13 protein-coding genes are annotated in these 14,582 nt (G+C 52.2%); 8 read left to right on the top strand and 5 right to left on the bottom strand.

Annotation, left to right across the window (positions count from 1 at the left end; genetic code table 11):
* Window positions 1-127: 127 nt before the first annotated feature.
* Together glpQ and glpT are read right to left on the bottom strand one after the other, a co-directional pair.
* Window positions 128-1,186 (bottom strand): glycerophosphodiester phosphodiesterase, encoded by a 1,059-nt coding sequence (gene glpQ, locus ACYP03_RS17725; protein ID WP_248143937.1) that lies wholly within the window; start codon window positions 1,184-1,186, stop codon window positions 128-130.
* A 94-nt stretch (window positions 1,187-1,280) separates the two neighbouring features.
* A complete protein-coding gene (glpT, locus tag ACYP03_RS17720; RefSeq protein ID WP_248143936.1) occupies window positions 1,281-2,642 on the bottom strand; it encodes a glycerol-3-phosphate transporter in 1,362 nt (453 codons plus the stop codon).
* A gap of 426 nt (window positions 2,643-3,068) precedes the next feature.
* Between glpT and ACYP03_RS17715 the strand changes: the two genes are divergently transcribed.
* From ACYP03_RS17715 to yacG, 7 genes are all read left to right on the top strand, one after another.
* On the top strand, window positions 3,069-3,560 hold the full coding sequence (locus tag ACYP03_RS17715) for a pilin (protein ID WP_459781354.1): 492 nt from the start codon (window positions 3,069-3,071) through the stop codon (window positions 3,558-3,560).
* 2 nt (window positions 3,561-3,562) lie between these two features.
* Window positions 3,563-5,245, top strand: a complete 1,683-nt coding sequence (locus ACYP03_RS17710) for a GspE/PulE family protein (RefSeq protein WP_459781353.1) — start codon at window positions 3,563-3,565, stop codon at window positions 5,243-5,245.
* Window positions 5,242-6,465: a type II secretion system F family protein gene (locus ACYP03_RS17705; RefSeq protein WP_459781351.1), complete on the top strand. Its 1,224-nt coding sequence runs from the start codon at window positions 5,242-5,244 to the stop codon at window positions 6,463-6,465. Before ACYP03_RS17710 ends, ACYP03_RS17705 begins: the two co-directional genes overlap by 4 nt.
* A 72-nt stretch (window positions 6,466-6,537) precedes the next feature.
* Entirely contained in the window at window positions 6,538-7,425 is an 888-nt protein-coding gene (locus ACYP03_RS17700) for a prepilin peptidase (protein WP_459781350.1), read from the top strand.
* A complete protein-coding gene (coaE, locus tag ACYP03_RS17695) occupies window positions 7,422-8,033 on the top strand; it encodes a dephospho-CoA kinase (protein ID WP_459781348.1) in 612 nt (203 codons plus the stop codon). Before ACYP03_RS17700 ends, coaE begins: the two co-directional genes overlap by 4 nt.
* A 35-nt stretch (window positions 8,034-8,068) precedes the next feature.
* A complete protein-coding gene (gene zapD / locus ACYP03_RS17690) occupies window positions 8,069-8,821 on the top strand; it encodes a cell division protein ZapD (RefSeq protein ID WP_330961460.1) in 753 nt (250 codons plus the stop codon).
* Window positions 8,822-8,828: 7 nt separating this feature from the next.
* Window positions 8,829-9,029, top strand: a complete 201-nt coding sequence (yacG, locus tag ACYP03_RS17685) for a DNA gyrase inhibitor YacG (RefSeq protein WP_248143930.1) — start codon at window positions 8,829-8,831, stop codon at window positions 9,027-9,029.
* 53 nt (window positions 9,030-9,082) lie between these two features.
* Here yacG and mutT read toward each other — a convergent pair whose 3' ends face one another.
* Both mutT and secA read right to left on the bottom strand, forming a co-directional pair.
* Complete coding sequence (mutT, locus tag ACYP03_RS17680; RefSeq protein ID WP_248143929.1) at window positions 9,083-9,481, bottom strand: 8-oxo-dGTP diphosphatase MutT; 399 nt, start codon at window positions 9,479-9,481, stop codon at window positions 9,083-9,085.
* Window positions 9,482-9,612: 131 nt separating this feature from the next.
* On the bottom strand, window positions 9,613-12,333 hold the full coding sequence (gene secA, locus ACYP03_RS17675) for a preprotein translocase subunit SecA (RefSeq protein ID WP_459781345.1): 2,721 nt from the start codon (window positions 12,331-12,333) through the stop codon (window positions 9,613-9,615).
* A 391-nt stretch (window positions 12,334-12,724) separates the two neighbouring features.
* Between secA and ACYP03_RS17670 the strand changes: the two genes are divergently transcribed.
* Complete coding sequence (locus tag ACYP03_RS17670) at window positions 12,725-13,180, top strand: DUF721 domain-containing protein (protein WP_248143927.1); 456 nt, start codon at window positions 12,725-12,727, stop codon at window positions 13,178-13,180.
* Between the two features lie 406 nt (window positions 13,181-13,586).
* Here ACYP03_RS17670 and lpxC read toward each other — a convergent pair whose 3' ends face one another.
* The gene (lpxC, locus tag ACYP03_RS17665) at window positions 13,587-14,504 is read right to left on the bottom strand and encodes a UDP-3-O-acyl-N-acetylglucosamine deacetylase (protein ID WP_248143926.1); all 918 of its coding nucleotides are present in this window, start codon (window positions 14,502-14,504) and stop codon (window positions 13,587-13,589) included.
* Window positions 14,505-14,582: the final 78 nt, after the last annotated feature.

Raw genomic sequence — 14,582 nt, 5'->3', positions numbered from 1 at the left:
GTTTCAACTCAGTATTGCTTGCTCATTGATACGCAGAAAACAAAAACAAAGATACGCAGAAAACAAAAACAAAATAAAAGGGAGCGCCATGCGCTCCCTTTTGAATCGGTCTTACTTATCGTTGTGATTAACCGCGATGCAGGAAAGACACCGCTTTGTCCGGGAAGTCGGTAAACACACCGTCCACTTTCACTTTGTTGTAGAACACGTCCAGCATGTCATCAAAGCTGTCAGCGTAAGGCGCAATGCGGCCTTCGTCTGCACGGAAAGTATACGGGTGAACTACCAGACCGGCAGATTTCGCATCTTTCATCAGCGGCAGGATGATCAGGTTGTCTTTGGTTGACTTGTCATCCACCAGCATTGGCTTCCATGGACCGATGCCGTCAGCATACTGAGCCACTTTTTTCATGCCGCCTTTTTCATACATCCAGTCGTAGTTGTATGGTGTGGCTTTATCGCCTTTGTACACCATGGTTTCGTTCCAGTCGGTGTAGGCCATCAGCTGAACCAGGTTCAGATCCATCTTCATCGCCGGCATCAGCTCATCATTGATACGCTTCAGCTCGATTGGGTCAAAACATTGAACGAAAGCTTTGTCATCTTTGCTGTCGTAGCCATATTCTTTCAGTACTTTCAGGACGGCTTTCGAAATATCCTTCCCTTCATGACGGTGGAACCAAGGCGCTTTGATTTCCGGATAAATACCGATGTTGTAACCCAGCGATTTGTTCAGCCCCTGGATCAGCTCGATTTCCTCTTGCAGCGTCGGGACAGTGAAAGACGATTTCCACAGTGGGAAACGCTGTGGGAAACCCGCTACTTTCTTGCCATCTTTATCGATATTGAAACCTTCGGTCAGCTTCAGACCTTTAATTTCAGCCAGCGTGAAGTCAATCGCGTAATAACGACCGTCAGCACGGGCACGATCCGGATATTGCTCCGCAACATCAGTCACACGATCCAGAAAATGATCGTGCAGGACCACCAGCTGGTCATCTTTCGTCATGACCACATCCTGCTCGATGTAGTCAGGCTTCATGGCATAAGCCATCGCTTTCGCTTCCAGCGTATGTTCCGGCAGGTAACCTGAAGCACCGCGGTGTGCAATCACCAGTGGATCTGCAAAAGCTGCAGAAGAAAGTGTCAGGGCAGCCATTGATAAGCCAATTACGTTTAGTTTCATATTTTTATCCATATTTTGTTTGTCAGACGCCACAAAACAACAGGCCGTCACATGTATGAAACGGCCTGTATATATTGAAAATTAAAGCAAAACCTTAAGCAACTGCTTGTTCACGGGCTTTTTGCTCATGATGTGCGCGTTCGCCCACAAAGGCATACAACAGGAAGACGATTGATGCGACACAAGAGCCGACCAGAACGATGAAGCCGCCATCCCAGCCAAAGTGATCCACGGTATAACCCAGGATGGCATTCGCTGCCACAGCGCCACCCAGGTAGCCGAACAGACCTGTCAGACCTGCCGCTGTCCCCGCAGCTTTCTTTGGTGCCAGTTCCAGCGCATACAGACCGATCAGCATCACCGGACCGTAGATCAGGAAGCCGATGGCGATCAGCGCCAGCATATCCACTGTCGGATTACCTGCCGGGTTAAACCAGTAAACCAGCACAGCCACCAGAACCAGCGCCATGAAGAGGATACCAGCCGGTGCACGACGGCCTTTGAACAGTTTGTCAGAGATCCAGCCACACAGCAGGGTACCCGGGATCCCGGCCCACTCGTACAGGAAATAAGCCCAGGACGATTTATCCACGGTAAATTCTTTGGCTTCTTTCAGGTAAACCGGTGCCCAGTCCAGTACACCGTAGCGGATCAGGTAAACAAAGGCATTCGCAATTGCAATGGACCACAGCAGCTTGTTCGAGAACACATACTTGAAGAAGATTTCCTTCGCGGTCATCTCGGTTTCATGCGACTTGTCGTAATCATCCGGATAATCATTCTTGTATTCTTCAATCGGCGGCAATCCGCAGGACTGAGGTGTATCGCGGACAGTCATCCAGATGAAGACAGCAACCAGCGCGGCAAAAAAAGCAGGCACATAAAAGGCTGCGCGCCAGTCGTCCTGGAAAGCCCACAGACCCAGCAGGAACAGCGGACCAATCAGACCCCCACCGACGTTATGAGCCACATTCCAGACTGAGACGATTTCTCCCCGTTCTTTCCGGGACCACCAGTGCACCATCGTCCGGCCACAGGCAGGCCAGCCCATGCCCTGGAACCAGCCGTTCAGGAACAACAGGATAAACATGGCCGTAATACTGCCCGTTGCCCACGGCATGAAACCAAAACAGAACATGACCAGAGCCGACATCAGCAGACCGGCACTCAGGAAATAACGCGGATCTGAGCGGTCAGATACACTGCCCATCAGGAACTTGGACAGACCATAAGAGATTGACACTGCGGCCAGGGCAACACCCAGATCACCACGGCTGAACCCCTGCTCGATCAGGTAAGGCATCGCCAGACTGAAGTTCTTACGAACCAGGTAATAACCGGCGTATCCGAAAAAGATACCGATGAAGAGCTGCCACCGGAGGCGGGTATAGGTGCTATCAAGCTTATCGGCCGGAAGCCGAGGCTGATGCGCTTTAGGTTGAAATATTCCAAACATTCAGAGGTAACCTCATTATTATCATTATTGCGATGGTATTTTTTGAGCGAGTGAGCGTATTAACTGAGATGACGAAAGTAAATATTTTCGTTTTTGCTCACCCCCTATCTGTGATCTGAGTTTGATATTCAAGAACACACATAAAAAGTAATGTTTTTCAAAGGCTTTACTTTCGATTTTGAGAGATATGCACACAGTTACTTACCTTTCACCCCATCTCAATAAGACGAAAAATGCCGGTTTTCTTTACTTTCTATCCCCCGATTCATCCCTTTATGCTGTCGAGACATCTCCAGCACTCATATGTAATAACCCAGGCTTTCACCCGCTCGTTTGAAGAGGACCGGAAAATTCTTCGGTCATGCTTTTCAGTGCATCCCCGCTCCCTATGCTGACTGCGATTTTTTCAGTGAAAGGCAGACTGCAATGACCCGATCCCGAGGATTTACCTTAATTGAGCTCATGATTGTCGTGGCAATCATCAGCATACTGAGCGCTTTTGCTATGCCGGCTTATCAGGGCTACACCCAGCGAGCGCATGCAACCGAAATGCTCCACGCAACCACCGCCATGAAAACAGCCGTCAGCCTGTGCCTGATGACGCGTCAGGTCTCCGGCGCATCCCGCACCATTGATTGCCAGAGCGGTCGCAACGGCGTGCCGGATTCCCAGCGCTTCGATAAGGGGAATGGTGACAGTTTTGAAATCCGTTCCACCGTCACGGCAACCCACACCGGCAACAGCCTGAGCGTTCGCACGGGCACCGGGGTGATCAGCAGTATTCCGGATGGTCACAGCAAAGGCAGCCTGCCCGCCAATGCAGAAATCCGGCTGCTGCCGGACAATAGTGAACACGGTCTAGTCTGGAAAACGGAATGTGCCGGAGACGATCACTCAAACTTCTGTCCGGGGAGCTGAAAATGACCCGCTCCCTCCTCTCTGCGCTGCATCAGGCCAGCCTGATCTCCCTAACCGAAATCGACAAGGTTCAGCACGAAGTCCGGCAACACCATATCGGGTATCCCGAAGCACTCATCCGGACTGGCGTGTTTACCGACAAAGATCTGGCCCGGCACCTGGCTCACCTGTTTTCATTGTCTGTGGCAGATGTCCACCAGTTTGACTATCAGAGCTTGTGCCAGCAGCTGGCTATCCGGCCGCTGATCGAAAGACACCGGATTCTGCCGCTGGCCATCGACAACAATATTTTAACTCTGGGGATTGCAGATCCCACGGAAACCAGCAGCCTGGATGAGTGCAGGTTCGCAACCGGACTGACCATTCAGCCCGTGCTGCTGCCCCGGCAACAGTTGGAGAATGCGATCCGTCGCGTGTATGGTCAGCAGGTTGCCAGTACTCTCAATATGACTCCCGTCAGTGAACAGGATCTGATGCCGCTGACCGAGTCACCGGTACGATCCGATGCCACTCCGGAAGACGATGACGCGCCGCTCAGCCGTTATTTGAACCAGCTTCTGCTGGATGCAATCCGACGACAGGCTTCCGACATTCACATCGAACCTTTCGAGCAATCCTGCCGGATCCGCTTTCGGTGTGATGGATTGCTGCTGATCTATGCCAACCAGCCAACGGATTTAGCCGTCCGGCTGACTGCCCGGCTGAAAATTCTTGCCCGGCTCAATATTGCCGAACGCCGTCTGCCACAAGATGGCCGTTTCAGACTGGCACTGAACCAGAACATGACCGTCGATATGCGAGTGTCCACGCTCCCGGCACAATGGGGAGAAAAAATCGTTCTGAGACTGCTCGATAACAACCACATTCCACTCTCCCTTGAACATCTGGGTTACCCGGACTCCCAGCGGGAAGCCTTCGAAAATGCCCTGCGAAAGCCGCAAGGACTGATTCTGGTCACCGGCCCCACAGGCAGCGGGAAAACACTGTCGCTCTATGCCGGACTGAGCTGGCTGAACCAGGAACACCGGAATATCTGTACTGCGGAAGATCCGGTAGAGATCCAGTTGCCGGGGATCAATCAGCTCCAGATCAACCCGGTCATCGGGCTCGATTTTTCATCCGCCTTACGTACTTTTCTCCGCCAGGATCCGGATGTCATCATGATCGGCGAGATCCGTGATCAGGAAACCGCAGCCATGGCCGTCAGAGCTGCACAAACCGGACATCTGGTACTTTCGACGCTGCATACCAATTCTGCTGCCGAAACCCTGACCCGGCTGGGGCATCTTGGCATCGCGCCTTATGAACTCGGCGCATCACTGAGCCTGATTATTTCCCAGCGTCTGGTGCGCTGTCTGTGCCCCCATTGCCGGCAAGCTGTTTCCCTGCCGGATTCATTGCAAAACCATCCTGAGCTCCCGATTACCCTGTACGAAGCCAGCCCGCAAGGCTGCGAATACTGCAATCAGGGCTATCTTGGCCGGACCGGCCTGTTCGAGCTCTGTATGTCAAATTCATCCGCACCAACGGCAGACAATACCCTCACCATGACCCAGACCCCGGTCGATGGCCTGTCTCTGGAAACCGCCGGTATCCGGCTGCTGCGTCAGGGGATCACCAGCCTGAGTGAGTTACGGCGCGTCCTCGCATCTGATCCGCTCACCCAATTGATGAAGACGGCATGATGAAGCTGTCAGTACAGCTGCGTTATTTCTTCTGGCGCGGACGACATCAGAACGGGCAGCGCACTCAGGGACTGGCCGCCGCCTATGATCCCGAAGAGATCGTTCAGCGGCTGAAAGCTGAAAAGATAACCCTGCTGGCAATGCGACGTCGAAGGCCGGGCTGGTTAACCCGCCGTCGCCATGACCTCCGGCAACAGGATCTGACACAGCTCCTGCGCCAACTGAGTCTTCTGCTCCACGCATCGCTGCCGCTTTCCAGCGCACTGACTCTGCTGGCTCGTGAACAGTCACGGATGGCACCTGCCGCACTCCTCCGCCGCTTAGGGACGCAGGTGGCGTCAGGGCGCCCGCTGTCTGATGCGCTGGCTGACTCTCTGCCCTTTCCGGACACGACGCTCTGCAGTCTGCTCACCGCCGGAGAGCAGGCTGGACAACTGCCTCAGATGCTGGCTCAGATCGCGACTTACCGGGAGCAATCCCAGGCATTACAACGCAACCTGAAACAGGCTCTGGTCTACCCGGCGGCGGTATGTCTGGTAGCTGCAGCTGTCACCACACTGATGCTTGCCTGGGTGATCCCTCAATTCGCCAGCCTGTTTGCCAGTATGGGCAATCAGCTTCCCTGGCTGACCCGGACCGTTCTGGCTCTCTCCGACCGCTTCAGAGAAATCGGGCTGCCTGCAGTCACAGCTCTTGTATTCCTGATAGGGTGTAGCCGGCTTTTATATCAGCGGAGCCCCCTATGGCAGGCCCGCATTCACCGGTACGGCCTCCGCTGTCCGTTACTCGGCCCGCTCTGGCAGCTGGCCGCACAAGCCAGATTCACCCGCACACTGGGAATTACCTTTCAGGCAGGTCTGCCCCTGCTGAGCGGGTTAAAACTTGCCTCCGCTACCTGCGGAAACCGGGCTTTAGAACAAGCCTATCGCCAGGCTTCCCGTCAGGTCTCTGCCGGACAACCACTCCATCAGGCCCTCCGACAGCAGGCCTGCGTTTCTGATCGTCTGGTTCACATGGTCATGGTCGGAGAAGAAACCGGTCAGCTCGATACACTGCTGCTCCGGCTGGCGGATCAGGATGACAGTGCGCTGTCCCACCAGCTCAAAACACTCACCACCCTGACAGAGCCATTACTCATTTTGTTGATTGGTGCACTGGTCGGGACATTACTGCTGGCCATGTACTTACCTGTCTTCGATTTAATGAAAGTGGTGGGATAACTCGCTACCGGCAATATATTCAGGCTAAAATAGCCTTTTGTTGCGATAACTTGACGGAAATTGAGTCTTCTCATGGCACTGCTGATCGACTATCCCTGGCTTTATCCTCTTGCTGCCGCCCTTCTGGGCCTGATCATCGGCAGTTTTCTGAATGTGGTCATTCACCGCCTGCCGATCATGATGGAAAGACAGTGGCGTGCAGACTGTGCAGCCTGCTTTCCTGAATACGGTCCTGTCGAGACGCAGCCAGCCTTCAATCTCAGCGTACCGGCGTCACACTGTCCGCATTGCCAGCACCGCATCCGGGCATGGGAAAATATCCCTGTCATCAGTTGGTTAGTGCTACGCGGCCGGTGCAGTCACTGCAAACAGAAAATCAGCGCCCGCTACCCTGCGATTGAGTTCTTATCTTCTCTGGCAGCGCTGACGGTTGCACTGGTCCTGCCTCCATCAGTCTGGAGTCTGGCCGTGATCGCTGCCAGTTTTGTGCTGATTGCTCTGACGTTTATCGACATCGACAAAATGCTGCTGCCGGATCAGCTCACTCTTCCCCTGCTCTGGGGGGGACTGCTGCTGGCATTGCTGGGAGTCGGACCGGTCAGTCTGGAATCTGCGGTCATTGGCGCTATGGCCGGTTACCTGTCACTCTGGAGCCTATACTGGCTCTTCAAACTGCTGACCGGCAAAGAAGGCATGGGATACGGCGATTTCAAACTTCTGGCGGCTCTGGGCGCCTGGGCAGGATGGCAGTTACTGCCTTTTATCGTGCTGCTCTCTTCCTTGCTTGGCACTGTCTGTGGCATCATTTTATTACGTATGCAACGCAGTGAATCCGAAAAAACTGCACAGACACCGTTTTCATTTGGCCCCTACCTCGCACTTGCCGGCTGGGCAGCCTTACTGTGGGGCTCTCCGGTTCTGACGTGGTATGTCGGCACTTATTTAGGATATGCGCTATGACTCTGGTGATCGGCCTGACCGGGGGTATCGGCAGCGGAAAAACAACTGTCGCCAATCTGTTTGCCAACTATGGGATTGATATCATTGATGCTGATGTGATTGCCCGGGCAGTTGTGGCTCCCGGTTCAGAAGGCCTGAAAGCAATCGTAACTCGTTTGGGTGCTGACATCCTGCTGACAGATGGCCAGCTCAACCGCAGTAAACTCAGAGAGGCGATCTTCAATGAGCCAGCCTTAAAAGCCTGGCTGGATAGCCTGCTCCATCCAATGATTCGTCAGCAAATGCAACAGGAGATCAGCCAGGCCAACTCGCCTTATTGCCTACTGGTTGTACCCTTAATGGTAGAAAACCAGCTCCAGAAGATGACCGATCGGCTCCTGGTTGTTGATGTAAGCGAAGACGTTCAGATCGCCCGTACCACCAGCAGGGATCAAGTCGATGGCATTCAGGTCCGTAAGATTCTGGCCGCACAGGCGACCCGGGAGCAACGTCTCGCTGCCGCAGATGATGTCATCGACAACAATGGCGACAGCCACAAGCTGCGCGGCGAAGTGGCCAGGCTGCACCAGCAATACCTGCGCCTGAGCGAAAAACCCGGTCGCAACTGAACCTACACCAGAGATCAACAAACAGGCCCGCAACTATGCAGACAACCCGTTTTGAGCACCCGTTAAACGAAAAAGTCCGTATTTACCTGCGACTGGAGTACCTGATGCTCCAGATCAACCATGCCCGTGATTCTGATGATCCCTGGCAATATCAGGTCTTTTTCCGCGCCCTTTTCGACATTCTCGATATTCTCGATCAAGTACAGGTCAAAAGTGAACTGGCCAAAGATCTTGATAAACAACAGCTGCAAATCAAACAGTGGCTGGATGTTGATGGCGTTGATCAAACCGCTGTCCTTGCCCTGCTGGATCAGATGACATCGGTACATCACCACCTGATCACTGCGCCCCGGCTGGGTCAGCACCTCCGGGAAGATCGGTTTCTGGCCGGAATCAAGCAGCGATTTTCGCTGCCGGGAGGCAGTTGCTGCTTTGACCTGCCCAGCCTGCACCACTGGCTGCACCTGTCTTTTGACAGAAAACAGGCCGATATGGCCGCCTGGTATGAACAGCTTCAGCCCATGGCCCGGGCACTTCAGCTGTGGCTGAGAGTGACACGCGAGTCGGGTCAGTTTAAACCCCGGGTTGCCCGCAACGGATTTTTCCAGCATGATGCCGACAATGCCAGCCTGCTGCGTCTGCAGGTTTGCCCGAGTTATGGGGTTTATCCTATGATATCCGGACATCGCAGCCGGTTCGCTGTTCGTTTCCTGCCGTTTGATGAAGGGCAGGCAACAACAGGCAACCCGGTTGCCGAATGCATTGAATTCACACTAGCGATTTGCTGAGGTTAACGTGTCGCAATCAAGAACACCGACAATCGTCAAATGTCCCACCTGCCAAACAGACGTGGTCTGGGGTGAGCAAAGCCCTTTCCGGCCTTTCTGCTCCAAACGCTGTCAACTGATTGATTTAGGTGAATGGGCAGCGGAAGAAAAAGCCATTCCCGGTGCACCGGATCTGTCGGATTCCGACGGCTGGTCTGAAGAGATGTAATGCGGATGTGCGGTTCTCTGTTTTCAGAGACCCGCACCAATAACCCGACAGGCTTACCGGGCCAGCAGCTTGTCAATCACGGGATAATTCGCTTCAGGGAAAGCGAAATCCCGGAGTGCTTCCAGCGCAACCCATTGCCCCGGCTGACCCTCCCGGCCATAAGCTTCGCCGTCAAAAGCTTTGATCAGAAAAAAGTCGAATTTCAGGGCCTTCTCCGGATAATCGTGCTCCAGTGCAATAAAGTGCTCCAGCTCGGTTGCCACAATGCCCACTTCTTCATTCAGCTCCCGGATGACCGCTTGTTCCGCTGTTTCACCGAGTTCGACCTTACCGCCGGCAAATTCCCAGAACCCGCCTTTATGGGAGGTTTCCGGACGACGGGTAATAAATACTTTATCCTGCTGGCTGTTCAGAATAATGCCAGCTGATATCCAGACTCGTTTTTTTTCCACGCTGCTTACCTGTTTCAATCTTTACTTACACCCTGAACTCCAGGATGTTAATCCGAATACAATTTTAACCTGAGTCAGAACAAAACAAAGGCCGCAATAGCGGCCTTCGAACAAAGCTTCACCCGATTCTATCAGCTGATACGACCGTGGCACTGCTTATATTTTTTACCTGACCCACAAGGACACGGCTCATTTCGGCCAACTTTGCGCTCACCACCCGAGAAGCTGTCTTCGCCACCCTGACTGGTTTCAGCCACAGCACTGGTTGCTTCCTGATGGTTAAACTGCTGACGGCGGGCCATTTCTTCAGCCATACGCTGACGCTCAGCTTCAACCCGGTCTACTTCTTCCTGCTGCTGCACCCGCACCTTGCTCAGGATCGCGATAACATCAGATTTCAGGTTTTCCAGCATATCCTGGAACAACTCGAAAGACTCACGCTTGTATTCCTGTTTCGGGTTCTTCTGCGCATAGCCACGCAGATGGATTCCCTGACGCAGGTGATCCATCGCTGCCAGATGCTCTTTCCACAGAGTATCCAGATTCTGCAGCATCACAGTTTTTTCAAAGTTACGCAGGACTGGCGCACCCACTGCCGCTTCTTTCTCATCGTAAACACGCACGGCTTCCGAAATGACACGCTCACGCAGCGCTTCTTCATAAAGCTTGTCATCTTTATCCAGCCAATCCTGAATCGGCAGATCCAGATCGAAGTCGACTCTCAGTCGTTCTTCCAGTCCCGGGATATCCCACATTTCATCCAGGGACTGCGGCGGAATATAAGTATCAATCACGCTGTTCAGAACATCTTCACGGTTCTGGACCATCATGTCACTGATGTCTTCAGCAAACATCAGTTCATCACGCAGCTCATAAACCACTTTACGCTGATCGTTCGCGACATCATCAAATTCAAGCAGCTGTTTACGGATATCGAAGTTACGGCCTTCAACCTTACGCTGGGCATTTTCAATAGCCTTGGTCACCCATGGGTGCTCAATGGCTTCGCCTTCTTCCATACCCAGTTTCTTCATCATGGCAGAAACACGTTCAGAGGCGAAGATACGCATCAGACCGTCATCCATCGACAGATAGAAACGGGAAGAACCGGCATCGCCCTGGCGACCGGCACGACCACGCAGCTGGTTATCGATACGACGGGATTCATGACGCTCAGTACCGATAATATGCAAACCACCGGATGTCAGAACCGCTTCATGACGCTCTTTCCACGCGGCTTTGATCGACGCAATCTGTTCTTCAGTCGGGTTTTCCAGCAGCTCGACTTCACTTTGCCAGCTGCCACCCAGCACGATATCCGTACCACGACCGGCCATGTTGGTCGCAATCGTCACTGTGCCCGGCTTACCCGCCTGGGCAATAATCTCGGCTTCTTTTTCATGGAACTTGGCATTCAGCACCTGATGCGCAATTCCGGATTTCTTCAGCGCATTTGACAACAGCTCAGATTTCTCAATCGAGACCGTACCGACCAGCACCGGCTGACCATTGGCGACACGCGCCTTGATATCTTCAATAATCGCTTCGAACTTCTCGCGTTCCGTCATGTAAACCAGATCACCCATATCATCACGGATCATTGGCTTATTGGTCGGAACCACGACTGTTTCCAGACCATAAATCGACTGGAATTCGAAGGCTTCAGTGTCTGCTGTACCTGTCATACCAGACAGTTTTTCATACAGACGGAAATAGTTCTGGAAGGTGATCGAAGCCAGCGTCTGGTTTTCGTTCTGAATCTTCACACCTTCTTTGGCTTCAACAGCCTGATGCAGACCTTCAGACCAGCGACGTCCCGGCATCGTACGGCCGGTGTGCTCATCAACAATGATGACCTCGTTGTCCTTCACGATGTAGTCAACATCGCGCTCAAATAGGACATGTGCACGCAGCGCTGCATTGACATGGTGCAGCAGAGAGATATTGGCCGGAGAGTACAGGGTGTCTTCTTCCTGCATCAGCGCATGCTGCTTCAGCAGTTCTTCAACAAACTCCTGACCGTTTTCTGTCAGGTGAACCTGTTTGGATTTTTCATCGACCGTGTAGTGCCCTTCACCACGGTATTCTTCGCTGTCCTCTTTGTCCTGTCTGACCAGTTCAGGGATCAACGTATTAATCTTGGTATAAAGCTCAGAGCTGTCTTCTGCCGGACCGGAAATAATCAGTGGGGTACGGGCTTCGTCAATCAGAATGGAGTCCACTTCATCCACTACGGCAAAGAAACGCTCACGCTGGACCCGGTCTTCCGGACGGAAAGCCATGTTATCGCGCAGATAATCGAAACCGAATTCGTTGTTGGTTCCGTACAGAATGTCACAGGCGTAAGCTTCTTTCTTCACCTGTGGCGGCATCTGGGACAGGTTCACACCTACAGTCATTCCCAGGAATTCGAACAGCGGACGGTTCGTCTCTGCATCCCGGCTCGCCAGATAATCGTTCACCGTAACAATGTGAACACCTTTACCGGTCAACGCATTCAGATAAGCAGGCAGGGTCGCCGTCAGGGTTTTACCCTCACCGGTACGCATTTCAGCAATCTGGCGATTGTTCAGAACCATACCACCAATCATCTGAACATCGAAATGACGCATGCCGAAGACACGTTTGGAGGCTTCACGAACAGTCGCAAAGGCTTCAGGCAACAATTGGTCCAGGGTTTCACCCTGATCCAGCCGCTGACGAAACTCAGCTGTTTTTGCCTTCAGTTCTTCATCCTGCAGGCTCTCAAATTCAGGTTCTAGCTTGTTGATCTGATCAACAATTTTACGCAAACGTCGAATGGTACGGTCGTTGCGGCTGCCGATAACTTTAGTCAGTAGTTTTGATAACATGGCGGTGCCGTTTTACTCTTTGTGATATCAGATCCCAGCACAGGCGCAGGCTGAGGACTCAAAAATTGCCATCATAACGAAGCATTTCCTTGCTCCGCCCCTCTCCAGACAGACAATCATGACTGTCGCCGGGATGAAAACAAATGTCAGTAACGGTGATATTGTGTTTCCCGAACGGAATTTCAAGGGCATCAGGCACAATAACATGCTTTGTGAAATGGAACCATTCACCAAGCCGGCCCCGAACAGCTCCGAATTTGTTATGATAAAAAAATAATTGCAGGAACGCCTAGACTTATCACAATAACTTCGCAACCAGATACAAAAACTTAGATCTCACTCCGTTCCGTGGGTTCTTCGCATTCATTTAATTGAGGTTTTCGGCATTTCTATGAGAGATCACCGTCCCCAGACGACAGCCAGTTTGCTCGATGATGACAGTGCCCTGGGCAATATCCAGCAACGAGCGATGGCACTTCACAAACTCAACAGCCAGGTACAGCAATATCTCAGCTGCGCCCAGGCATGCCGTGTCAGTAACTATCGTCAGGGCATATTGGTGATCGAGGTTGCATCTGCCGCTTGGTCGATGCGATTGAATTATGAGCGCAATCAACTCATCAACCGGCTGCGTGAGCACACCTTGCCCAAATTGCAGGATATTCAAATCAGTATCAATCCTTCACTGGCTGCAGAACCGATCCAAGCCGATAAAACGCCAGTTCTGAAACGCAAACCCATTTCCGAACGTGCCGCCCAGTCACTCATGGAAACTGCTCAGGATGCCCCGGCAAAGATTAAAGCCCGCCTGGAACGACTGGCTGCACTGGCAAACAAAAATAAATAATCTGCTCGGTTTCTTCACATCTCTCAAACGCTCGTTGAGCGATGTGATATCAAACTACAGAAGCCTATTTATCCCTCACTGATTTCAGAGGATTGCGTCTGGCGCCATCACGCCGTCAACAGCTTTTCAGAACAATGGCTGCGCTTCCCATCCAGTAAAAGCTTATTTTTTCATGCACTTATCAATAATAGTTGAAGAAAGTGACTATCAGATCGTTGAAAATCAAGGGATTATCTTTACGGATCAGATGCAGATGTTCTTTGAGGTGTTCAATGAGAGATTGAAAAGACTAAGTGTCAATGGAGGGCAGTATCAAAAAGGATAGGAGATGTTCTGCCCGCAGGACCAACCTATTTCACGCAAGTGATGTCCTTGCAGGGCCGGTCGCGAGCAGAAGAAAAAGAGCTTAGGCCAGTACCATACCCGGTTGAGCAAAAGTAACAGGCACGTCCGCTTCATCCTGGAAGGTCGACCACTCATAAGCTTCCTGGTCAGCCAAAACAGCACGGAGCAATTTATTGTTCAGGGCATGGCCGGACTTATAAGCGACCATTTCACCAATGATATTGTGACCGCACATGTACAGATCACCAATAGCGTCCAGTACTTTATGTGTCACCAGCTCATTGTCAAAACGCAGACCTTCATCATTCAGGATGCGGTAGTCATCAAGAACAATGGCGTTATCGAAGCTACCACCCAGGCACAGATTCTGTGACTGCAGATATTCGATATCACGCATGAAACCAAAAGTTCGGGCGCGGCTGATATCTTTCACAAACGACTGACTGGAAAAGTCCAGAACCAGACGTTGCTGATCTGCATCGATCGCCGGATGATTAAATTCAATCGCGAAGTCCAGACGGAAACCATTGTAAGGTCTCAGCTCTGCCCACTTGTCGCCATCTTCAACACGAACAGTTTTTTTCAGACGCAGAAAACGCTTCGGCGCATTCAGTGTCTCAATCCCGGCAGATTGCAGCAGATAAATGAATGGGCTGGCGCTACCGTCCATAATCGGAATTTCCGGTGCATCCACTTCCACAATCACATTATCAATGCCCATACCAGCCAGCGCGGCATTCAGGTGCTCAACAGTTGAGATGCGTACGCCCTGATCGTTCACCAGCGCGGTGCACAACATTGTATCTCGCACAGAATCAGCATTTGCCGGAAAATCCACCGGCGGATTCAGATCCGTACGACGATAGATAACACCAGTATTTGCTGCGGCCGGGCGCAGAATAAGCGTCACTTTACGACCAGAGTGAAGACCCACCCCAATCGTTTTCACGATGCTTTTTAGTGTACGTTGTCTGATCATCTGCTTACTCGTCTCAACTGACTGATGATTATATATCGACCGCCATGGTGCAAACTTTAATGCGGCCAGGCGGTCATC

It is taken from the genome of Photobacterium sp. R1 (assembly GCF_054600795.1).
Note: the sequence above shows the minus strand (reverse complement) of the source record. Positions and strands in the feature narration are given on the sequence as shown.